Genomic DNA, 23889 nt, shown 5'->3' with positions numbered 1-23889 from the left:
ATTAAGGCCCGATCCATTCCCTTGTCACAAAGGAATAATTGGGATATGATGGGCTCAAAGTCCAGCAAGTAGATACATAAAATGAACATAAACCTCAAGAACAAGGAACCCAGAGAATAACAAGAAGGCTTCTAAGTCCGAGGGGAGACAGTAGAATGACCCCCTATTACGGTCAATCTGCACAATCAATGAGAAGACTGCAATATCAAACGGATATCTGTGTCCTCGGTGGAGGACTCTCCGGTATGTGTGCGGCCATTGCCGCTGCCCGCAGTGGCGCCGGAGTGGTTCTCATCCACGATCGACCGGTACTAGGCGGAAATGCCTCATCGGAAATACGGATGCATATCTGCGGAGCTGATCGCCATGGTCAGATCCCCAACATGCGGGAAACGGGAATTCTTGAAGAGATTCGTTTGGAGAACGCCTACAGGAATCCCCAAGGTAGTTACTCTGTATGGGATACCGTGCTGTGGGAGATGGTGTTTCAGACACCCAATATAAAGCTGCTGCTCAACTGCTCCTGTTACGATGCTTCCGTGGAACAAGATACGATCAGAAGCATTACCGCATGGCAATTGACTACCGAAACCCATCATACCGTAGAAGCATCAATCTATTTGGACTGTACTGGTGATGGGATTTTGGGTCCTTTGGCCGGTGCAGAGTTTCGTTTAGGCCGAGAGGCCGCTTCTGAATTTGGCGAGTCCCTGGCTCCAGAAAAGGCGGATTCCCAGACTATGGGTTGTACCTGCATGTTTAGGGCAAGGAAGCATGATACGCCACAGCCCTTCACACCACCAAAGTGGGCATACAAATACCCCACCGATGAGAGTCTTGGGATTGGTCGCGGTCATCGGGTAATCGACATGGGTTATTGGTGGATTGAAGTCGGCGGCAAGGGCCACCCCATCTATGACCTAGAGGAAATGCGGGATGAACTCCTACGAATGGTATACGGCGTTTGGGATCATATCAAGAACCATGGCGATCATGGAGCAGAGTATTACGCCCTAGATTGGATCCAGTTTCTCCCTGGCAAAAGGGAGTCCCGTCGCTTAATGGGCGACCATATTCTCACCCAAGGGGACATTGAAGCCGAAGGAAGATTTGAGGATCTAGTGGCCTACGGAGGATGGACCATGGATGATCATACCATGGGCGGATTCCGTGTTCCCCACCTTCAACCCACCCACTGGCATCCGGCACCGTCTCCCTATGGAATCCCCTATCGCTGCCTGTATTCGAAAAACATCACTAACCTAGGCTTTGCCGGCCGAAATATCAGTGCAACCCACATTGCCACTTCTTCCACCAGGGTCATGGGTACCTGTGCGGTCATGGGGCAGGCAATAGGCACCGCGGCTGCCCTAGCGACTAAGCATAATTGTTCTCTAAGAGACATCGGTCAGGATCGGATCAAGGAACTGCAGAGGATACTTATGGATGATGACTGCTATCTCCCCTGGCACAAGCGTCAGATAAATGAACTGACCTTGCATGCTACACTGACTGCCACTGCCAATCCCGAGCCCCTTAGGGATGGGGTTGATCGGCCTGTAGGAGAAAATGACCACGCTTGGATTGGCAGTGTTAATGACTGTATCACTTATACCTTTGGTGCTGTAAAGCACGTAAAAAGGGCCCGTTTTGTCTTTGATACCGGGTTGGACCGGTCCTTCACCTTTACTTGGTTGGAAGGAAGACAACCAGCAGCACTACCACAAGAGCTGGTCACGGACTTTGAAATTGAAGCCCTAGTCGATGGTCAGTGGCAACATATCAAAGCCATCAAGAATAACTACCAAAGGTTAGTGTATGTAGATTTGGATCTTGCCGCCCAAGGCATCCGCTTTACTCCCAAAGCTACCCGAGGAGCCAGACAGGTTAAGCTCTATGGCTTCACCCTAGAGTAGCTTCGAATGTGCCGACGGTAAACCAAGGAAAGGTGGGAACAGACCGGTGGGAGAAGCATCCCACTACCAAAACCATGGACTATATTAATCATGCAGCAAAACATCTTTACGAGTATTATCCTCCTTTGACCAAGGAGGAGGATTTCGACACGTTTTGGGCAAGAACCATCGCCCAGGCCAAAGGGGTACCACTGAACCCCACACGAAAACCACATGCTTTTCCTAGTCCTTATATTCAAGTGTACGATATTACCTACCATGGGTTTGACCAAACCCCTATTCACGGTTGGTATCTTGTGCCGACCTTCACTAGCAATAACAAGCTTCCCTGTTTAATTCATTACCATGGGGCCCGGGGCAACCGAGGAGTGCCATCGGATTTTGCCCATTGGGTCTTGATGGGAGTCGCCGTCCTATCGATGGATTGCCGGGGCCAAGGTGGCCCTACAGGTAATCTAGCCACCTATTCGTGGGGGAATGCGCAAGTAATGAGCACCAAAGGCCTTTTAGATAAAGACGAATACTATTACCGGGCGGTCTATATGGATTGCCTTAAAGCCATTGATTTTGCCTGTGCCCAGGAAGAGGTCGATTCATCCCGAATTATTCTTGAAGGAACAAGTCAAGGGGGCGGACTGGTCATGGCTGTTAGTGCTCTTGACCCGCGACCGTTCTTGGCTATGGCCCAAGTACCAAGCAATAGCGACTTAACCAGACGTGTCGCAGGGGCCCATGGGGTCTTCGGAGCAGTTGGCGATTACCTGAGGAATTACCCTGAACAGACAGATCAGGTACTTAGAACCCTCTCCTATTTTGATACCATGAATATGGCCGATGCCATAAAGTGCAAGGTTCTTGCTTCTGTAGGCCTTAGGGATAACATCTGTCCACCAGAATGCTATTTTGCGACATACAACCGTATCAAGAGCGAAAAGGACATCTGTATCTATCCTTTTAATGGCCATGACGGCGCGGGGGCACTGCACCGGGAGGTGCAACTGAGATTCTTAAGAAAGAACCTAGGCTAGATCAGATAGTGTCCAACCAGGATTGCACTAATCATGGTTGTTCCAAGTCATAGATCGATTGGTGCATCTATTTAGAACAGCGGTAATTGACATCCTATCTATATTGTGGGTATAATTCCTGTTGGAAGTAGTAAGAGTGATAATCGTGTACCACACGCCTGGAGGGTAAGCCTATGTTAGATATGACTGTAGGTATACCGCGCGGGCTTTTTTTCTATACCTTCTACCCCATGTGGAAAACGTTTTTCCATGAACTTGGCGTAAGAGTTATAGTCTCGCCACAAACAACCAAGAATATTCTTGATGCTGGCGTAGAGGAAACTGTCACCGATGCGTGTATTCCAATTAAAGTATATCATGGCCATGTTGAAGCACTAAAGGAGCAGGCAGACTACATTTTTATCCCCCGCATGGTCAATTATCGAGGCAAGCAAACCTTTTGCCCCAAGTTCCTTGGTCTACCGGATATGGTGCGCTATTCACTGCAGGATTTGCCACCGATCATCAGTCCGCGGGTTGCAGTGAGGGGCAGCAAAAAGCGATTATTTGAAGCCTTCTGTGAAACAGGAATTTACTTTACCGATGACCGAAAAAGGATAAAACAAGCTGGACAAGCTGCCTTGGAAGCTCATCAGGCCTATCATGCGATGCTTCAAGGTGGTATGTCGGTAAAAAATGCTCTGCGGGCTGTAGACGATCGACCGGTCAAGGAAACACCAAACCCACAAACAGATTCCCTGCGACTGGCCATCTTAGGTTACCCGTATATTATTAACGACCAATACATCAGTATGAACTTAACTGAGCACTTGGAGAACTACGGCGTAGAGTATTTTACCTACGAGAACCTACCCTTTGATGCGGTCTATAAACAAAAATACTGGAATAGTAAGTCAGTCTTTTGGTATTTCAGCGATACCATCCTGAAGGCTGCCGCCTACGTTTTTGAGGGGCACGTACCAGTTGATGGCGTTATCCATGTGACCGCCTTCGGCTGCGGACCAGACTTTCTGGTCAATCGACTACTGGAAGGACAAGCTAAGGAAAAGGGTATTCCTTTTCTCACAGCTACCATTGACGAGCAATCCGGCAGCAGCGGGATGCTCACGAGATTGGAAGCCTTCTGTGATATGATCAGTCGTCAACAACGATTAGAGGGGGGAAATACCAGTGCGTAAGATCAGCTTTCCTAGCATGGGTAATTCATCAGTTGTGTTTCGTGACGTGATGGAAGGACTGGGCAATGAGGTGGTCTTCCCACCCAAGCCCACGGAAAAAACCCTCAGTCTTGGAGCAAGGTATTCCCCTGAGTTTGCCTGTGTTCCCTACAAGATTGTCTTAGGAACATATATCGAGGCCCTAGAAGCAGGAGCCAACACCCTCGTAACCAGTGGCGGATGTGGTCCTTGTAGGGCAGGGCTCTACGGCAATTTGCACGATGTGATCCTTAAGGATCTTGGTTATGATTTCGAGATGATTATCTTTGAACTACCCCGTTTTGGTTGGCGCGACTTCTTTAATAACATCCGAAAGGTTAATTCCAAACGTACACCCCTACCCCGTCTAATCAAGGTAATTCGGGCTGGATGGAACAAGCTTGTAGCCCTTGATGAAATTGAAAAGCTTTCCCATATTATTCGACCTAGGGAAACAAATAAGGGGGAGACTACCCATGTCTACAGGCAGTGCCTTGCTCAACTAGACAAGGCGCAAACCCTCCAAGACATCCGTCAGGCTAGAGCGGAGGGTGAACGGAAGTTGCGCAGCATCCCCCAGGATCCCACAAAAAAGCCACTTCGCGTCGGTCTTGTTGGGGAAATATACGTACTTATAGAGCCCTTTGCCAATCTGGATATTGAACAAACCCTCGGAGAACTAGGGGTTGAAGTGCATCGCTCGATTTACCTAAGCGGTTGGACTTTGGATAATACAGTGACCGATACCCTAGGCCAGGTGGGCGGACTTGATATTAAGAAGGCTGCTGCGCCGTATCTGCCGGAGATGATCGGTGGTCACGGTCAAGACTCCATCGGGAATACGATCATCTATGCGAATAGAGGATTCGATGGGGTTGTGCAGCTCTCTCCCTTTACATGTATTCCAGAGATTGTTGCCAAGAGTATTTTGCCCCAGGTAAGTAAGGACTACAGCATTCCGGTCCTCAGCGTGGCATGCGATGAGCTAACGGGAAAGGCAGGCCTACAGACCCGCCTAGAAGCCTTTGTCGATCTAATGGAGCGGAAAAGGCGGAGGGAAGCATCATAACGTTCAACCGAACCATTATCTACAAACAAGCAACTTCAAACCAGCTTACTCCCCTCCCACGATAGTAGCGTAGGTCACTAGACTATATTGGAACAGGAACCAGATCGAAATAACGGGCATAGGTACTTCACACCTATGCCCGTATGCTTAACTCATCTAATCTTGCCGGTTTAACTACTGCGTGATAAACCCATCGGTATATCCTAGTCCCTTTAGTTCCTCCAAAAGACGTTCTGCGTTGGACCGCTGACTAAAGGCACCAACTTGCACCCGGTAAGGTTTAGGAGTAATGTATACTTCATAGCCTGCGGCTTTTAACCGATTGGCCAATTGTTCGGCGTTTTCCCTAATGCTAAAGGAACCAACTTGCACCCGGTACAGACCATTCTGTTCCTCCGTCTTAGGGCTAGTCGTATTCGGTGACGAGCTCGACTTAACAGTGTCCGCAGACAGGGAATTAGATGGATCGTTGTTTTTATCCACGGAATTCATAACCTCTGTTGGGTCAAAAGCAATAGTCGGCGTGCTAGGACTAAGTAGATCCATTAACCATTGACCAATTAGAAATCCAATAAAAATGGCACAAGCCCCAACGGCAACGAGCACCATCGCAAATCCAAATTTACTTAGCCCCTTACTGCTTGTCTCTTTCTTGTCTGTAGACATAGAACCAGACCCTCTCTTAGTTGCTATTCTCAACAACCTGCTTTAACATTCGTCAACCTACGTGGTAATTCCTGCACAACAGCTGGCGCAGTTCCCGTACCAGATACAACGAACCGCTAATGCAAAGAACATCGTCAACATCAATTAGTCTCAACGCTTGTTCTAGTGCAACACCTGGATCTAGCTCAGCGTAGACCTCATCTAGATATGCGCTGGCCCGTTGCCTTAGCTCATGGGGTGAAGTGGGTCGCGTCCGGCTTTGCTTTGGTTGAGTAAATACCGCGACTTTACCCCTAGGCAAAAGGGTCCTCAGTATAGCGTCCACTTCTTTGTCCTCCATAATACTCATCAAGAACACAATTCTCCGCGTTGGGAGCAGATCACAAATAGCCTGCTTAAGTACCTCGGCTCCATCTAGATTATGGGCACCATCTAGAAGGATTAAGGGATTTGTGCCCATGATCTCCAGCCTGCCCGGCCAACTGACCTCACCCAGGCTTTTATGCACTAACCTCCAACAGAACCGGTCTTGTAGGAAGACCCTCGCCCCGGTGATAGCCGCACAAGCATTGATGATTTGGTGACGCCCGAGTAGATTTAAGTGTATCCTCTGATCCTCATAGGTAAAGACTGTCCCGTCCAACGAGACTTCTTGCACGTGCCAAGACGCAGGGTCAAGCTCATATACAGCACTGTGCTGCGCCTTAGCTATGTCCAGGATCACCCCTCTTGCAGCGCTGGATTGTGGGGTTAATACTAATGGTTTACCAGTCTTAATGATACCCGCCTTCTCAAAGGCAATCTGTTCAAGGGTGGTCCCAAGAACCCCCATGTGGTCCAAGGCAATGTGGGTAATCACCGCAACCTCTGGCACAATAATGTTGGTCGCATCAAACCTGCCCCCTAACCCCACTTCAATGACAGCACAGTCTACGGCTTCTTGGGCAAAATATTCTAGGGCTAATGCCGTACAGACCTCAAATTCAGTGGGTTGCTCCAACCCCTGTTGGGTAATCGGCTGCAACTTATCCACAAGGGCACTGAGGCCTTGATCAGAGATTGGTTCCCCATCGATCATGAAGCGTTCATTGAATACACCAATGTGAGGTGAAGTATAAAGGCCTGTCTTTAGTCCATGGGCGCTTAAGATTGCCGCGGTCATCCGGGCGGTAGACCCCTTTCCATTGGTTCCAGCTATATGAATTGCTGGAAAGCGTTCCTGCGGGTCGCCTAAGCTTTGGGCCAGTTGCCTAATACGTGAAAGGCCCGGCTTGGAGCCAAACCGGGCTAGACTTTCTAGATACTCTACCGCTTCAATATATCCCACTGCCATTCGTTCCTTTCGACCGATCAAGAGTACCTTAGACTAGAGTCTTTAAGGTCTCCTCTAGCTTAGCCTTCTGCTCCAGATACTCAGCAAGCTTTGCTCTCTCCTTTTCAACCACTGCAGGAGGTGCTTTCTTTACAAACCCTTCGTTTTCTAGCTTGGTTTGGCATCGTTTAATCTCATTTTCGCAGTCCTTGAGCTCACCTTGTAGTCTCTTGCGTTCCTCTTCAAGATCTAACAAACCCGCCAAGGGCAGATAGATCTCAACACCTGAGGCCACCGCGAAGATCGCTTGTTCTGGCTTCTTAGTGTTGGTCTTCAGAATTTCCAGCTCACCAAGTCCGGCCAGGGACTCCAGATACAACCGGTTCCTTTGTAGGATGGTTTGCTGCGGGTCGTCGGCATGCAGCACAGCTTTGATCTTGCGTCCTGGTGTCACTTGTTTCTCACTACGTACATTACGAATGCTGCGTACAACATCCATGATCAAAGCCATATCCATTTCTGCATCCTGGTCATACAAATCCTCCTGAGGAACGGGCCAAGGTGCCAAGACGATCGTCTCGCCGGTGCTCGGAAGGGCGTGCCACAATTCTTCGGTAATAAAGGGCATGAAAGGATGCAATAGGCGAAGCGTACCATCAAGCACCGTCCAAAGGACCCACTGGGCTGTGTACTTAGCCTCATCCCCTAGATGCCCGTAAAGATAGGCTTTAGACATCTCTACATACCAGTCACATAGCTCATTCCAAATAAACTCATAGAGAGTGCGGGACGCCTCTGCCAAATCGAAGCTATCTAGATACTCTGTAACCCGAGCCACCGTCCCTTGGTACCGGCTGAGAATCCATCGATCAGCCAGACTGCAATTGGCAACATCGTTTTTGGGTTTGAAGCCTTCCAGGTTCATCAAGGCGAACCGGGTAGCATTCCACACCTTATTCGCAAAGTTGCGGCTTGCTTCTACCTGTTCGGGGTAATAGCGCATATCATTACCAAGGGCGCCTCCTTTAACTAATGTAAACCGGAGGGCATCAGCGCCATACTCATCAATAACCTCTAAGGGATCCACACCGTTACCCAGGGACTTGCTCATCTTCCGTCCTTCGCTATCCCGGACTAATCCGTGAATCAATACTTCACTAAAGGGAGGCTCCCCTGTAAACTCAATTCCCATCACAATCATCCGAGCAACCCAGAAGAAGATGATATCAAAGCCGGTAACCAAAAGTGATGTTGGGTAGAACAGATCTAGATCCTTGGTTTGCTCAGGCCATCCCATGGTAGAGAAGGGCCACAGTGCTGAGGAGAACCACGTATCTAGCACATCAGGATCCTGGGTAAGGTCCTGGCTCTGACATTTAGGACAACGAGTAGGATCCTCCTTGCTAACAATAGTCTCGCCACAGTCATCACAATACCAAACGGGAATACGGTGTCCCCACCACAGTTGCCTAGAGATACACCAATCCCGAATATTCTCCATCCAGTTCAGATACAGCTTAGTAAAGCGTTCTGGGACAAACTTAACCCGTCCTTCAAGTACAACATCAATCGCCGGTTTGGCCAAAGGACCCATCTTTACGAACCATTGCTTAGAGATTAAAGGCTCCACTACAGAACCGCATCGGTAGCAGTGGCCCACCGCATGGCTGTGTTCCTCCACCTTCTCAAGTAACCCGCACTCTTTCAAGTCGGCTACAACCCGCTTGCGGCATTCGTTGCGGTCTAATCCCGCGTATTTGCCTGCCTCGGCGGTCATCAGGCCGTCTTCGCCAATAACCTGAATCCTGGGCAAAGCATGACGCTCGCCCATGGCATAGTCATTAGGGTCATGGGCCGGAGTCACTTTCACCAAACCGGTACCAAACTCGACACTTACGAAGCTATCGGCAATAACCGGAATACTGCGGCCGGTTAGAGGTAATCGCAGAGTCCGTCCCACCAGATCCTGGTACCTTTCATCATCGGGATTAACCGCCACCGCGGTATCCCCAAGCATTGTCTCCGGCCGGGTGGTAGCCACCGTAATATAACCTTCCCCATCACTAAAGGGGTATCGGATGTAATAGAGCTTACCGGGGGTATCCTCGTGTTCAACTTCCACATCAGATAGGGCGGTGTTACAGTCAACACACCAATTGATCAAGTATTGACCCCGGTAGATTAAGCCTTTTTCGTACAAAGACACAAAGACCTCTCTAACCGCTTTGGAACACCCCTCATCTAGGGTGAACCGTTCTCTTTGCCAATCACAAGAGGTGCCGAGGCGTTTGAGCTGGTTGGTAATCCGGTTACCGTATTTTTCCTTCCACTCCCAGACCAATTCCAGGAAGGCGTCCCGCCCTAAGTCATGTCTGGTGAGACCCTTCTTGCGTAGCTGCTCTTCAACCTTAATCTGGGTTGCAATGCCCGCGTGATCAGTACCTGGCAACCATAGGGTGTTATACCCTTGCATCCGTCGCCAGCGGGTAATGATATCTTGCAGCGTATTGTCTAGCGCATGACCCATATGCAATTGCCCGGTCACATTAGGAGGAGGAATCACCATGGAAAAAGAGGGACCTTCTTTGGTGTTATCTGCATGAAAGTAGTTGCCCTTCACCCAGTAATCATACCATGTTTCTTCCATACCCCTCGGATTGTATACTTTTTCTAGATTAGCACCCATCTGCCCAAAACCTCCAAATACCTTCCGCAACGTCTAACTCGTTTGCATATTACAGTAATTATACTATGTAGCATCTTTCAAAATCAAGCAGTAGAGCTTGAACCACAGCACTTCCGCGACTAACATGGAAAACATTGTCTAAAGTATACCGGCAATGTACGCTGGTCACTGTGCAGTATTTATTGGGAATCATCAAAAACGTGATTAGACAGTTCGCGCACATCAGTCAACTGGATCCGCTATGCACTCTTAGTTTGAAGGGTTTTGCCGTGTCCAAAATGTAGTACCTTTATCAAAACGGAGAATTTGGCTAGCAAGCATTTGAGACAGTTGATGAGTATTTGCAGGAGCCTCGAGAAAACGGAAGGACAGACCGTTATCAAGTGAAGGTTTGCGCAGTGTTACAGTCTGGGACGGTGTGACAGGCAAGGGAGCAGTGCCAGGAACGGATCATCTTAGTCTTGTAGATGGGGGAATGGAAACCAGAAAGTAACGGCCTCCAAACGTGGAGCGTCTGGAGAAGTCTAAACTTCCTGGCTGCCATTCCCCAAAGACTTAGTACACTTTGCCAGCATCTGCTACGAAGGCAGAGTTGCTTAACATTGGGTTTGCCTTTCGTGTTGGTAGTAACAGGTAGGCTTTAATCAAGATGGCTATCCGGTTGAATAGGAGACTGTCCGGACGCGACCGATGGTTCAATCCCGTGATCTCTTTATGACTATGGACTTTGAGCACTAGATGCTGTAACACGGCCAATGGGGAGAGAAGACCGTTACTATAACAGCAGGGCTGTCTGGGTCATTGTAAACCATCATAACTATGATAGTTTACCTTCATGGCTAAACGCTCCCCTTCGTCTTGTCATCGAGGAGCAATTCTTCTGCCCAATAATTGATTGTTCTTCTGAAAAGCCTCGCCAAAGGGAAAATAGCATCGTAACTTGCCGTACCTTTACCATTGGTTTGGAAGAACTGCTGCATATGTCAAATAGCAGTTCTTCCATAGGTAATCCTTATTCTACCACGAAGGTTGTGGTTGCCAATATCGTGTACCCACCATCTATAAACAAGTGAACTGCGTATTCATCGGAAGGTAGGGGCCACGTTGTTCCTGGAGCACCGCTGTATAAGACGACTTCGCCACAGACAGCTCCATCGGTATATGTCCAACTATACGATCCTTCACCTGTACCAGGTATCATCTCTTTAGGGTAGATGCCGATCCAAGAATCCGGGTGACCGGAACCATTGGAAAAACTGACCGTTATTGGTTCACTTGGTAAGTACACATTTTTCGTAACCTCAATGCAAGGCGACTCTGCGGACGCAACTTCCAGATCGTCCGGTAAAACTGCTGGCGTCAGGCTAAAGGCAGAAACCACAGCCCTGTGATCCGAGGGCCAAGGCGCGACAACAATATCGGTATAGATGCCATCTTCTCCTACGATCTCGCTCATTGCGGTGACAGATGGACCAGCGGCGTACACAAAGTCAATTCGATCGTGTACTTCATTTTGACTAGTATAGCCCGCTGGATAGCCCGGCGTCCAAGTAGGTGCTGGATGTGTCACTGGATCTGGGTGGATTTCGCGGTAGGTATCGCGAAAACCTGCTTCTTCAAGTGCGATAGATACAGGCCAGTCTACCTTTGTACGAAACTCTTCCTCAGAGGCTGCAGCAACATCACTAGTCCAATCAAGATGACTCGGAACGTTGAAGTCGCCGGTAAGAAAAACAGGAATGTCTTTTTCAATCAGTCCTTGTAGAGCGACTATTTTCGGTGCTATTTCATTCATGTGACCCTGTTCATTTGCCAGGACTCTATCAAGTGCGATTCCGTCACGCAAATCGTACGGGCCATAAGGCTGGTAATTCAGGTGCACATTAGAAACCGCTACTCCTCGATTATCCTCGAGTAGTACGTAAACGTAATGAACTGGTCCCGTTGATGGTATAACAATCGGGAAGCGACTCAGTATTTGCAGCTTTCGATGGTAATGGTAGCCCAAAGCAGCAGCCAGCCTCGGGAGATTCTCCTTAGATTCCTGGATACCAACAATATCTGCATCGGCTTGTTTAATTGCTTCAACTACCGCGTCAAAGTCAACCTTCGTGCCCCCCATCCAAATATTGAATGTCATTACCCTCAACTCTACAGTGTCATCCATCTCATTTTCGTATTCTGATTTTGCAGCACTGCTTGTTCCAACCATAAACAATACGATCAGAAATAGGACTAACAATTGTTGATATGCCTTTTTCACCCTTCATCGTCCCTTTCCTCAGAGTTTGTTATTCACTTAACTAAAAACATGACTCCGTTCCGCACCGGTGTATACCGGTATTATACCAGGCTTGGTAAGTCGTGTCAAAGAAGCTAGTTAATTTACGGCAGTTCCTAGACTTCTTGGTCTTTGGACAGGAACACCTAAAAAGAATGATACGACTTCATTTCGCCCAAAAAACGTAGCGTCAGGAGCTGAACGATGATCTGTAGGAAATGTGTGCGTACAATGAGGATCTGCTTGCCAAGTCTGTTCGTTTCAGCAAATCCTGGCAGACTACAAGACAAAAAAGCGCACCACCCTTCGCGGAGGGAGTGCACTGTTGCAGCAACGGTTTAACTCTGCTGGGATTTCTTCACTTGCATCTTGATTGAGTGAGCAAGCAATACGACATTCCACTCACTGAGCAAACCTGAAATCAAGGATGTCCCTGACAAACTCAGTACCCTGAGTAACAACTACAGATCCAAAGATGTCACAAATGAATGCCAGCGATACCAGCCAAAAGGCCGGCATCACTAGCACCTCACTCTATGGACTAACTAGGTCGCTTTCACCCTGCGGCGATAGGTAGTTTACTCACCAAAAGCAACCGCCAATCGATCTACTAGGATCTTTCCTTTAGTCTTATAGATTCCATTAGAATCACTGATTACAATCCGAACCCGTTCCACACGGTCGAGACGAACGTTTTCAACGTTCCATTTATTGGGGGTCTCGGCAAGATCGATCACCCATTCGTGCCAACCTTCCCAACCCACCTGCCCCCAAACTGAGCACTCTAGGAAACCATCCCAGAATAGAATAATTACGTTATGGGGGGTACCGTCACCATGTACCCAGAGCTTGACTTGATCGAACCCGTCGATATCCATCGGTTTTTCACAATCGATGATGACTTGTACTTCACTCCAGCTTTGATCGGGAGTGGTCAAGTCAAAGACCAGTGCAGCACTGCTCTTTCCTTCAATGGCACCATCGGAAGTAAGCTCGAATAGTTCCAGAATGCCGCCATTAGCCGCCTCGACCCGCAAATTCTCATCAGTGTCAAAGTCGTGAATTACCACCTCTCTAGCCGATACGGTGGCCCCGAGTAACACGACAAGAAGCAACACCAAGTATGTTCGTTTCACCTTAAGTTCCCCCTCTTCGCTATTTTAGTTCATTGAGTAATCTATCGATCTGACTTTTTGCGTTCTCTAGGATCTGTTCAATAGCCTGGTTCCCACCCATGTATTCCTGTAAGGATGAAGTGATGATCTCGATCGTATGCGGATATTCCACCCCAACACGGTCGATTGGCGCTGACATCAACCGTTCAAACACCGCCTCGGTGGCCCGCCAGCCAGCAAGGGCGGCATCATCTGCCGCGATCATGTCGACAAGAATTGGAAGATTGCTTTTTAGTGGCACCATGGGAATGGTGGGACCCATCGCTTCCAAGGCCTCAGGCGAGGTTAACATCCACTCAATGAAATGCCATGCTTCGGCTGGATGTTCACTCTCTCGGTAAATGCCTACTGAATGGCAGGTAAGGGGCGGATGGAACCCAAACCCGGCCGGTCCTTGGGGCAAAATTGTAATCCCGCTACCAAAACGAACATAGTCCATGATCTTTGTGGCTTCCTGACTCCAGTTGGTAGTCATTGCCACTTGGCCGGTGATAAAGCCGATCTTATTGTTGACCAACTCAGCAGGGGCCTGAAATCCATAGACAATATCTAGCTCCTTTAGAAACCTAAAGGCATTTGCCGCTTCGGTACTGCTAATTAGGGATTCGGAACGATCCGGCGCGTACATTTGCCCGCCAAAGGCGTACAGCAAGGGCTGCCACAGCGCAATGTGGGAGCTTGCTCCAAAATCTATGGCCCATTTGCCTTCCCGCGGATTGGTTAGTTTCTTGCCCGATCCAAGGAGATCATCCCACGACCAATTATAGGTAGGATATGGTAAGGCGGCCTCGTCAAAGGCCTGACAACTATAGTTAATGAAGACCACCGGCGATGTGTCCCATCCATGAAACGGAAAGCCATATACTTTACCGTTAACCCGGATCGTCTCGAGAGCTCCCGGCAGAAACTCATCCTCATACGGTATTACTAGATCGGTTAGATCCATGAGCGCATTCCATTCCGCCATTTGTCCGTAGACAAAGGAACCTTCTGAGGAGATGATGTCCGTCGCCGCGCCCCCCGCAACCAGTACTGGCAAACGTTCCTTGTAGAAGTCCCAACCAACGACGTTGTTCCGAATAACTATGTCCTTATCGGGAAATGATGCATAGTAAGCTTGGATAATACGCTCGTTACGGTCAATTACTGTCTGATCCCCCCAGGACATCCATTCCAGATGAACTGTGGCCGTAGCTACTGTGCTGATCAGGATTACGATTAGACAACACAAAACAAGACAGAAACTTCTCTGTTGCACCACAGGCTCCTCCTTTTAGTGAACAATCTAGAGCGTGCTTAACTCCTTGGTACCTACACCTGTGATTGATATCGATTACAATAACAACATACTTCGATCCACGACCGACTCAATCCTGCCAAAAACGTCATTGTGCCTATCTGGTGCTAAACCAGGCTATTACAGGACAAAAACAACATTCACTCCGTTCACATACTCTGTGTCATTAGCTAGCTTTGCTGTTACACCCCCTTGATTGGCAAAACGTATGCCTACTATGTAACCACGTTGGAGCTCACAGACGGTAAGAGTTGTGGAAACGGATACCACTTTGCCCGGTTGAAGATCCGCCATGTGGCATACCGGTTTTGCGCAAATAACACTTCCCTGTTCATCGGTGATGACCACTTCTAGCTTCGACATACCATGGGGGGCGGAGAAACCATAGTTAGTGAGTTCCAATGATACCTCCACCTGATTCCCCGACACATCCGCCTTGGCATTGTGTGCTTCAATGTAGTAACCTAGGTAATCCCGGATATATTCAAACAGTGAGCGGGTTATTGGGTTACCGTCGGAGTCTTTAAGCCAGGCCGGGGCATAGCGAAATTCGTTATCATCTAAGAAGGCCGCATCTACTATGATCTTCTTCCATTCCTGCATATTGTGGGTAATGAACGGACCACTTTCCTTGTAATTATGAACAATGCTCATCGTAGAGAAGTAATGGTTCATCAGCCGTTTTGCTACGCCAACACCATCGATAACCCCATTGTTGAAATACTTGTCCTTGCCCCAAGGCATTTCCCCATCTACCAACATATTCCTGCAGTCTGTGATATACATAGCATACAATGGACTTGCGGGTAGAGCAGTGCTCCACGCATGGTCAACACCAACCAGATAATCGTCATGATAGGATACCCGGTCTCTTCTTAGGTCATCCTTTCTCAGTACGTCCTTATAGCTAGCCAGTCGAACCTGAACCACCTTATCTGGTGGCGTCATATCTATGATGGCCTCCAAGACCTGCCGTTTATCATGTTCATACTTTGCGTTATGCCATTCCCCCCACATACCAATGAACCCTGCCTGAATGACATGGATAATGTCGTTGTTCTGTGCCACGATGTCCCTTAGCTGCTCAATATGTCTGAGCATTTGCTCGGTCGTCGGCCCAATTTTCGGACCAGTCTCCTGGTATTCGTAGGCGAATCTTAACAGAATCTGCATGTTCTGCTTTCTAAAGAACGCGAAGTAATCCTGCAGATTTATCAGGGCACGATCGTCTAGATCCTTCGCTGAGTATTGGGTAAGATATATGTAAACCTGGGCCAGCTGAGGGGCCTCATCTTCGTAGTACTTGATCTGCGTTAGGGCATACTGCCTTGCATCCATCACACTCTCTAGGAGATTACCGGTCGCAATATCCATATTCAGTTCAAGTCGAAACCCCCTATTAGGATTATGTAGCAACTCCTCGCTTTTAGTTCCCGGCAATGGCTTTAGCCGATCAGCATAGCAAACAGCAGGCAAATGTTCTTCTATCGTCCTCAGTGAATCTGGGGTTGTTTCTGCAATCATCTTCCCGACTGTCCTCTCTGTGCTCATAGTAGCTTCCCTTTCTGATTGATCTATCACGCCATCCTCTAGTGCAAGTACACGCGTATGGCTATCAGCCACCCAGTTCAGCCCCGCAGAGCTTTCGCCCTTAGCACCGACGTTGGCGGCAATTAAGGTCAGGTTCGTAGCAGAGGATATCGACAAAGCAAGACTCCGTCCCAAAGGTAAGAAGAGCATCAAAGTGAATATTAGTAACACAATCCAAACTGTGGGTAGCATCCTCGATTCTTGCCCAGCATATATAGACGACCAACGTTGTCTGTTCAAGCCTTATGCACCTCACTAAGAAAATCGTTTTTCAATGTGCCTCACTCGGTGGCTTTTTACGTACTCCATTTCACCGCAGTAGGTCTTTGGAAGTAGAAGCGTACCCATCACATTATGGCCTTTAGTCCTAGGAAACTAAAAGCCACAAACCAGTTGACTCGACCAAACCCGTTTAGGCAAAGTGGGTTGTAACATACCGAATTATCGGAACTGATTCGTTGTTGCTGATTGACCAAGTTGCCTTCGTTAGCACTAGCACCCATCTTCTTCTGCAATCGATTACATTCGTGGTGCACTGCCCTGACGCAGGACTCATTGGCCACCGTTAAACACAACCCTGCTTCATCCACCTTTAGACGCAAAGTGAGATAGATATATCTACCTGTGATAGCCATCTACGGATAACAGTCACCGAATAACAGCTCGTTAACCTCCAATGATATCGATTACAATGTCTATACTTCGCCATCGCGCAGGGAGACTCCTGCATACATTTGTCAATTCCTTTTTAGGAGCAATTCTTCGAACCTACTGATCCACGCATGCAAAGCTTCGCTTGGTGGATCTGACACACAACAGGTGAGGAAATTTCGTTAGCTAATCGTTTTTGGATAGTGACTATCGCTGCGGCAGCCATTTCCCTGTGCGGTATGGCCACCGATGCCAACGGGGGAACAGTCATCGTGCTTTCAGGTATATTGTCAAATCCGACGATAGAAATATCCTCAGGGACGCGCAAGCCCATCTCCCGTACCACCCGTAGGATCTTAAGGGCAATAAAGTCACTATGCCCAATAATAGCAGTGATTCCTCTCGCTTCAATAAAGGAGGGCAGCTCCTCCCTAAGGGCTTCAACTAAGTCCTCTCTAGTACCTACGTAGGGCATGGTAAGCAAATGACTACTAAGGCCACTATCCCGGAGCGCTTGCTCATAGCCAAGGCAGCGGTCTGTTTTGATGATAGGCCCTACGAATCCGATGTGGCGATGTCCTAAGGATAGCAAATGATTGCATACTTTATAGGCCGCCTCTTGTAGATCCACGCCGATCACATCGAACTCACTTTCGCCAAGACAATCCCCCAGGCCAATCACCGCTGCACCCTGTGCTTTGATTTCCCGGGCCGCATCCCGCCGTTTACCCTCAAGGGCACCCGGGGCAACTAGGACACCGTCCACATTGACACTTCCAAAAGTGTAAAGTCGCTCAACACCTACCTTTTCGCAGCCATCATCATTGCTCACGATGACAACGAAACCCTCCTCTTTGGCGACATCGTCCACAGCTCGGGCTAGAACCGCGTAGTATGGGTTCATGATATTCTCCACCAAAAGCCCTAGAATTCCTGTTCTATTGGTTCTAAGTGCCCGAGCTAAACGACTAGGAGAGCGAAACCCCGTTTCTTCTATAGCCCGGTAGACACGTTCACGGGTGTGGGAAGCAACAAGAGGGCTTTGGTTTAGTACCCGTGAGACCGTAGCTGAAGAAACGCCAGCCACTTCAGCAACTGTGTGGATTGTTGCCCGACCCAGTGGTTCAGGCTGTTTGTGATCCCACGCCTCGGAACGCACTTTTTCCTGGGGCACCAATACTCCTCCTTTCTCTATGGCGGCGCAACTATTTTTCCTTGCGTCTATCGTACTTTCTCTTATACTAACATGTAATCAGCGCTGAAGAAAGAGATCAAGACCAATCGCAGGCTGTTGCCTTGTTACGTTTGGACAACTAGCGAATATACAAAGACAGTACTATCCCCTGCCTTTCCGGCAAGGGGCGTTATCCGCAACTGTCCTTGACCCCACTTACAACCTTACGGGCAAAAGGACCACCCGAAAACCAGCATAGGCAGTCCTTGTTGTAGGTGTCCTCTCTAGAAGCCATCGGTTCTTATCCTGGGGCTTTTTCTGCTATAAAATACCGCTCTGCAGAACAGGCCAAGTATCAGCACACCCTTCCTCGTCATCGGGAAGAGTCCCCACCTGTAAAAACCGATGGCTAGACCCATCGCGGTCAAGCGAAATTCGATTCTTATCTTTGCGCTAGCCCATCAGTAACGCCATAATGGCTTTTTGTGCATGAAGCCGGTTTTCCGCCTGATCAAAGACGATGGAGTTGGGCCCATCCATGACTTCATCAGTAATCTCCTGGCCTCGGTTGGCCGGTAGACAATGCATCACCATTACGTCAGGTTTGGCACTCTGTACTAGTTTTTGGTTAACCTGGTATTTTCCAAAGTCCCTAAGTCGTCGTTCTTCCTCGGCCTCCTGTCCCATACTCGTCCAGACGTCGGTGTAAATTACGTCCGCCCCGGCGACTCCCTCGTAGGGATTGGTTGTTAATTCCACCAGGGAACCGTGTTCCTGGGCAGTAGCCTTAGCCCACTCGACTACTTCTGCATTGGGTGCATAGCCCGGTGGATAGGCAATGCTAACGTTGACACCCATTTTGCTGCAACCGACCATGAGTGAGTGGGCCATATTGTTCCCATCGCCAACGTATGCCAGTTTAAGCCCCTGTAGTCGGCCCCGTTTCTCTTGAATAGTAAAGAGATCACTTAGTACCTGACAGGGATGACAGAAGTCGGTAAGACCGTTAATTACCGGGATGGTGGCGTTCTGTGCCAAAGTATCTACTTCCGCCTGCTCAAAGGTCCGAATCATAATTCCATCTAGATAACGGGACAGTACCATCGCCGTATCATACACACTTTCGCCACGGCCCAGCTGAATGTCATCGCTGTTTAGGTACAGACCACGCCCACCAAGTTGATAGATACCTACTTCAAAAGAAACCCGGGTTCTCGTCGATGTCTTCCGAAAGATCATCCCCAGGGACTTGCCGGCCAGCAGTCCATGGGGTTGACCCATCTTCTGTGCTTTCTTTAACCTTTGGGCTACCTCAAGAAAGCGTGTAAGCTCCTGGGGGGAAAAGTCATATAACCGCAGAAAGGACCTTCCCCTTAGACTCTCTGTAATCTCATCATTTGGAATTAGAACTTCCCTGTTTTCCAATTTACTCCCCCCACAGTCTAGATTACTGGGTAGATCCATGCACTGCATCAGGCCAGGTCTTGCGCTCGACTGCGGGCAAATACTCAATCGCATCTTCCGAAGGTAAATCTTCCTCCAATGCCTTAGGTACTAAAGCCACATCCAGTACCCGGTCCATATGCTTTACAGTAATAATCTCCAGTTTTTCTTTGATCAAATCAGGAATTTCCTCTAAATCCTTTTTGTTCGCCTCAGGTATAATCACCTTACGCATACCTGCACGTTGTGCAGCAAGGAGTTTCTCCTTCAGACCTCCAATGGGCAATACCCGTCCCCGTAAGGTCAGTTCCCCTGTCATTGCCACATCCCGATGCACATAACGCCCCGTCAAAGCCGATGCTAAGGCCACCGCAATGGTGATGCCTGCAGAAGGACCATCCTTTGGAATTGCCCCCTCGGGTACATGGACATGGATATCATAGTCCTCATAAAAGTTCGGTGGAATGCTTAACTCCACGGCCTTGGAGCGCACATAGCTGAATGCCGCTTGGGCCGATTCCTTCATTACATCCCCAAGCTTCCCGGTTAGTACAAGTTTACCCTTACCGGGAACAACAACTACCTCAATAGATAACACATCGCCGCCGTACTGAGTATAGGCAAGACCATTGACCAACCCAATCCGGTCTTCTTTTTCGCCTTGCCATTCATAGTATTGGGGCGAACCTAGATATTTCTCCAAATTACGCATGGAAATGCTAATCTGCTTCTTCCCACTTTGGACAAACTCCTTAGCGGTCTTCCGACAAAGGGAAGCAATCTGGCGTTCAAGACTACGTACTCCGCTCTCCCTAGTATACCCGTTGATAATCTTGCTGATTGCTGCGTCGGAAAACCCAAGTTGTTTCTTCTTGATCCCATGGATAGCCATCTGCTTTGGCACCAAATGCCTTTTGGCGATCTCTAGTTTTTCATACTCTGTATACCCTGGGATCTCGATGATTTCCATACGATCCCGCAGAGCCGGTGGAATATCGCTTAGGACGTTTGCCGTCGTAATAAATAAAACCTCCGAAAGATCATAGGGTACTTCCAGATAGTGATCTTGGAAAGTATCGTTTTGTTCAGAATCTAGCACTTCAAGTAGTGCCGAGGCAGGATCTCCACGGAAATCCGAAGTCATCTTGTCTACCTCATCCAAAAGCACTACTGGATTCACTGCCTCAACCCGGCGCATCACTTGGATAATCTTGCCTGGCATTGCTCCCACATAGGTCCGTCGGTGACCGCGAATCTCCGCTTCGTCCCGAACACCACCCAGGGAGAACCGATGAAAACGTCTGCCCATGGCCCGGGCAATGGATTTACCCAGGGAGGTTTTACCCACCCCCGGTGGCCCGGCCAAGCACAAAATGGGACCCTTGACTTTGCCCGTCAAATGGCGCACCGCCAAAAACTCTAGGATTCTCTCCTTGACTGTCTCTAAGCCAAAATGGTCCTCATCCAGCACCTTCGCCGCGTAGTCAAGATCCAGTCGATCTTCGGTCTTAAAGGACCAAGGTATGGCTACTAACCAATCGAGATAATTCCTGATCACTGTTGCTTCAGCCACCATCGGCGGCATCTTATACAATCGTTCTAGCTCGTAGAGGGCCTTTTTCTCTGCCTCGTCGGGCATCTGGGCCTCAGCAATCTTCTGTCTATACTCCCTAATCTCAGGATTGCTGTCTTGATCCTCTCCAAGTTCCTTTTCAATCGCCTTAATCTGTTCTCGTAGATAGTATTCCTTCTGGGATTTCTCGATCTGTTTGCGGACCCGCAGATGGATTTTCTTCTCCAACTGCATAATATCCATTTCCTTGGTCAACAACGTGCATAGAAGCTGCAGACGTTCTTCAACATCAATGCTCTCAAGAACTAACTGCTTCTTCTCCACAGGCAGAATCATCTGGGAAGCGATTGTATCCGCAAGCCTGCTTGGACCCTCCACAGTGTTTACGGTGGCGAGGATCTCCCCAGGCATGGAGCGACTTAGTTTAACATACTGCTCAAACTTGGTTACCGCGGTACGCATTAAAGCCTCCACTTCTCTAGTCTTAATCACATCAGGTTCCAGTGCGTAGGCCCGTACCTTATAAAATGGTTCTTCATGTAAAAAATCAAGAATGCGGCCCCGGGATACCCCCTCGACTAATACCCGCAGCTGTCCTTCGGGCATCTTAAGCAGCTGTTTTACCTCGGCAACTGTCCCAATACGATAGATGTCTGCCGGTTCTGGTTCCGCCTCCTCGACATGCCTTTGGGAAGCCAAAATAACGGTCCGCTCACGGATCATCGCCTCTTCCAGGGCCTTGATTGAACGGGTCCTTCCCACATCGAGGGGGGTTACCGTATGGGGGAAAACCAGCATTCCCCGTAATGGAATTAACGGCAGCTCTTCTACCCGTGTTACCTGCTTCTCCTGTGCCACCCACATCACACTCCGAACAGAACGTTCTAGTTGTACCGAAAAACAAAAGCAGTTACATAAGTAACCGCCTTCCGGTATGATATTATACACTATTATTCTATTCGGTGTGGTGAATTCCTGCCGCAAATTGAAAACGAGGGTGGTCATTGCCTGGTAAAGAGGACATTTTTAAACAAAGGTACCGGTTCCTATGGATACTGGACCCGGAATCCTTGCCGCATCCACCCCGGTTTCTTTCTGCTTCCGATACAAAGCCACCTCCAAGACCTCGGAAATCTCCGTCACTCCTACTACCTCAATATCTTGCAGGGCAGCAAATAACTCCTGCCAATTCTCATGGGGTATGATGACCCGCTTCACCCCCGCCAGCCGAGCAGCTTCCACTTTGGCCACAATCCCACCCACCGGTTTTACTTTACCGTGAATGGATACCTCCCCGGTCATCGCCACAGTGTTATCTATTGGTTGATTCGAAATAGCGGAGTAGATGGCACAAACCATCGCCACTCCCGCCGAAGGGCCATCCACGGGAGTTCCACCGGGGAAATTGATGTGGATATCGTAGTCCTTTGGTTCAACACCCAGGGCGTTTTTCAGAATGGTAATCACATTGTCCACCGAACCCTTCGCCATACTCTTGCGTCGCATCCGGTGGTTACCACCACCTAGTTCTTCCTCCTCAACTACTCCGGTAATGATCAGTTCGCCGCGCCCAGGTTGACTCGCTGGAATAGCCGTTGCCTCAATTTCCAGTAGTACCCCCATATTGGGTCCATAAACCGCAAGTCCGTTCACAAGCCCCACCTCGGGAGCGTCCGGAATCGTTGCCTTGGGGCGGGGATTGTACTGACCACTGGCAACTACCCACTCCACATCTTCCTGCTCGATACTACGCCTACCTTCCGTCTGGGCGATGCCCGCCGCCAGTTGAATCATATTCACAGCTTCCCGCCCGTTGGTAGCATACTTCTCTAACACATCGAGCACACCGTCTGGAAGCGTAAAACTGATCTTTTTTGCCGCCATCTGAGCAATCTTCCGTACTTCCTCAGCTAATAATGGACGGAAATACACTTCCATACAGCGGGACCGAATTGCCGGAGGGATATCCCAAGGCATTCTCGTGGTAGCACCAATGAGGCGAAAGTCTGCGGGAAGACCCTTCTGAAAGATCTCATGAATATGCAAAGGAATATTTGTATCCTCCGAGCTGTAGTAGGCACTTTCTAGAAACACCTTGCGGTCCTCTAATACCTTTAGCAACTTATTCATCTGGATTGGATGTAGCTCTCCGATTTCGTCAATGAATAACACCCCGCCATGAGCTTTAGTGACTGCACCAGGTTTTGGCTGGGGAATGCCGGCCATACCCAACGGTCCAGCACCTTGGTAAATTGGATCATGCACCGAGCCCATGAGCGGATCCGCAATGCCCCGGTCATCAAACCTAGCGGTAGTTGCATCCACTTCCACAAACACAGCATCGGACCGGAAGGGGGACAGGGGGTTCTTCTTCGCTTCTTCAAGCACTACCCTGGCCGCTGCGGTCTTTCCCACGCCAGGAGGACCATAAATAAGCACATGCTGGGGATTAGGACCGCACAGGGCAGCCCGTAAAGCCCGTAGCCCATCTTCTTGCCCTACAATATCCTCAAACCGGCGAGGCCTCGTTTTTTCAGACAGTGGTTCGCTTAACGAGATAGCCTTCAGCTTTCGGAGCTTCTCTAACTCCCTTTTTGATTCCCGGTCAATGGCGGACTTATTCGATTGCTGTTGCTTAAGCAGATTCCAAAAGTAAAGACCGATTACGATCGCAAAGAATAGGTTAATAAGCCCCACAACGGCCATCAGATTCATGGTTTCACCTTCCCCTAGACTTCTCTTAACCTATTATGCCCAAGGCGGACACCTTTAAACGTGTTCTTACCTGTTTTTCAAATCCACTCTCGCAAAAGAAGACTCAACACCACCTTG

Annotated in this window: 16 protein-coding genes; 4 read left to right on the top strand and 12 right to left on the bottom strand. The window is 48.9% G+C overall.

Annotation, left to right across the window (positions count from 1 at the left end; genetic code table 11):
• Positions 1 to 155: 155 nt before the first annotated feature.
• The 4 genes from M0Q40_03635 (at position 156) to M0Q40_03620 (ending at position 5209) form a co-directional block, all read left to right on the top strand.
• The gene (locus M0Q40_03635; protein MCK9221702.1) at positions 156 to 1916 is read left to right on the top strand and encodes an FAD-dependent oxidoreductase; all 1761 of its coding nucleotides are present in this window, start codon (positions 156 to 158) and stop codon (positions 1914 to 1916) included.
• An 8-nt stretch (positions 1917 to 1924) separates the two neighbouring features.
• Positions 1925 to 2944, top strand: a complete 1020-nt coding sequence (locus tag M0Q40_03630) for an acetylxylan esterase (protein MCK9221701.1) — start codon at positions 1925 to 1927, stop codon at positions 2942 to 2944.
• A 173-nt stretch (positions 2945 to 3117) separates the two neighbouring features.
• Entirely contained in the window at positions 3118 to 4122 is a 1005-nt protein-coding gene (locus M0Q40_03625) for an acyl-CoA dehydratase activase-related protein (protein MCK9221700.1), read from the top strand.
• Positions 4115 to 5209 (top strand): CoA protein activase, encoded by a 1095-nt coding sequence (locus tag M0Q40_03620; protein ID MCK9221699.1) that lies wholly within the window; start codon positions 4115 to 4117, stop codon positions 5207 to 5209. Before M0Q40_03625 ends, M0Q40_03620 begins: the two co-directional genes overlap by 8 nt.
• A gap of 174 nt (positions 5210 to 5383) precedes the next feature.
• Here the strand turns inward: M0Q40_03620 and M0Q40_03615 are convergent, their stop codons facing one another.
• The 12 genes from M0Q40_03615 to lonB all read right to left on the bottom strand — a co-directional run bounded on the left by M0Q40_03615 (position 5384) and on the right by lonB (position 23772).
• Positions 5384 to 5875, bottom strand: coding sequence for an SPOR domain-containing protein (locus M0Q40_03615; GenBank protein ID MCK9221698.1), 492 nt, complete (start codon positions 5873 to 5875; stop codon positions 5384 to 5386).
• A gap of 52 nt (positions 5876 to 5927) precedes the next feature.
• Positions 5928 to 7202, bottom strand: coding sequence for a bifunctional folylpolyglutamate synthase/dihydrofolate synthase (locus M0Q40_03610; GenBank protein ID MCK9221697.1), 1275 nt, complete (start codon positions 7200 to 7202; stop codon positions 5928 to 5930).
• Between the two features lie 34 nt (positions 7203 to 7236).
• Positions 7237 to 9873, bottom strand: coding sequence for a valine--tRNA ligase (locus tag M0Q40_03605; GenBank protein MCK9221696.1), 2637 nt, complete (start codon positions 9871 to 9873; stop codon positions 7237 to 7239).
• A 1012-nt stretch (positions 9874 to 10885) separates the two neighbouring features.
• A complete protein-coding gene (locus M0Q40_03600) occupies positions 10886 to 12136 on the bottom strand; it encodes an endonuclease/exonuclease/phosphatase family protein (protein MCK9221695.1) in 1251 nt (416 codons plus the stop codon).
• A gap of 596 nt (positions 12137 to 12732) precedes the next feature.
• Positions 12733 to 13290, bottom strand: coding sequence for a hypothetical protein (locus tag M0Q40_03595; protein MCK9221694.1), 558 nt, complete (start codon positions 13288 to 13290; stop codon positions 12733 to 12735).
• A gap of 19 nt (positions 13291 to 13309) precedes the next feature.
• A complete protein-coding gene (locus tag M0Q40_03590) occupies positions 13310 to 14587 on the bottom strand; it encodes an extracellular solute-binding protein (GenBank protein MCK9221693.1) in 1278 nt (425 codons plus the stop codon).
• Between the two features lie 159 nt (positions 14588 to 14746).
• Complete coding sequence (locus M0Q40_03585; protein ID MCK9221692.1) at positions 14747 to 16333, bottom strand: DUF4874 domain-containing protein; 1587 nt, start codon at positions 16331 to 16333, stop codon at positions 14747 to 14749.
• A gap of 230 nt (positions 16334 to 16563) precedes the next feature.
• A complete protein-coding gene (locus tag M0Q40_03580) occupies positions 16564 to 16851 on the bottom strand; it encodes a hypothetical protein (GenBank protein ID MCK9221691.1) in 288 nt (95 codons plus the stop codon).
• Positions 16852 to 16964: 113 nt separating this feature from the next.
• Complete coding sequence (locus M0Q40_03575; GenBank protein ID MCK9221690.1) at positions 16965 to 18041, bottom strand: LacI family transcriptional regulator; 1077 nt, start codon at positions 18039 to 18041, stop codon at positions 16965 to 16967.
• Between the two features lie 453 nt (positions 18042 to 18494).
• Entirely contained in the window at positions 18495 to 19466 is a 972-nt protein-coding gene (argF, locus tag M0Q40_03570; GenBank protein MCK9221689.1) for an ornithine carbamoyltransferase, read from the bottom strand.
• A 22-nt stretch (positions 19467 to 19488) separates the two neighbouring features.
• The gene (gene lon, locus M0Q40_03565) at positions 19489 to 21855 is read right to left on the bottom strand and encodes an endopeptidase La (protein MCK9221688.1); all 2367 of its coding nucleotides are present in this window, start codon (positions 21853 to 21855) and stop codon (positions 19489 to 19491) included.
• 228 nt (positions 21856 to 22083) lie between these two features.
• Entirely contained in the window at positions 22084 to 23772 is a 1689-nt protein-coding gene (gene lonB, locus M0Q40_03560; GenBank protein ID MCK9221687.1) for an ATP-dependent protease LonB, read from the bottom strand.
• Positions 23773 to 23889 lie beyond the last annotated feature (117 nt).

It is taken from the genome of Limnochordia bacterium, from assembly GCA_023230925.1.
Classification (GTDB): Bacteria; Bacillota; Limnochordia; order DUMW01; family DUMW01; genus JALNWK01.
The sequence above is the reverse complement of the archived record's forward strand: the minus strand, read 5'-3'. Positions and strand labels throughout refer to the sequence as shown.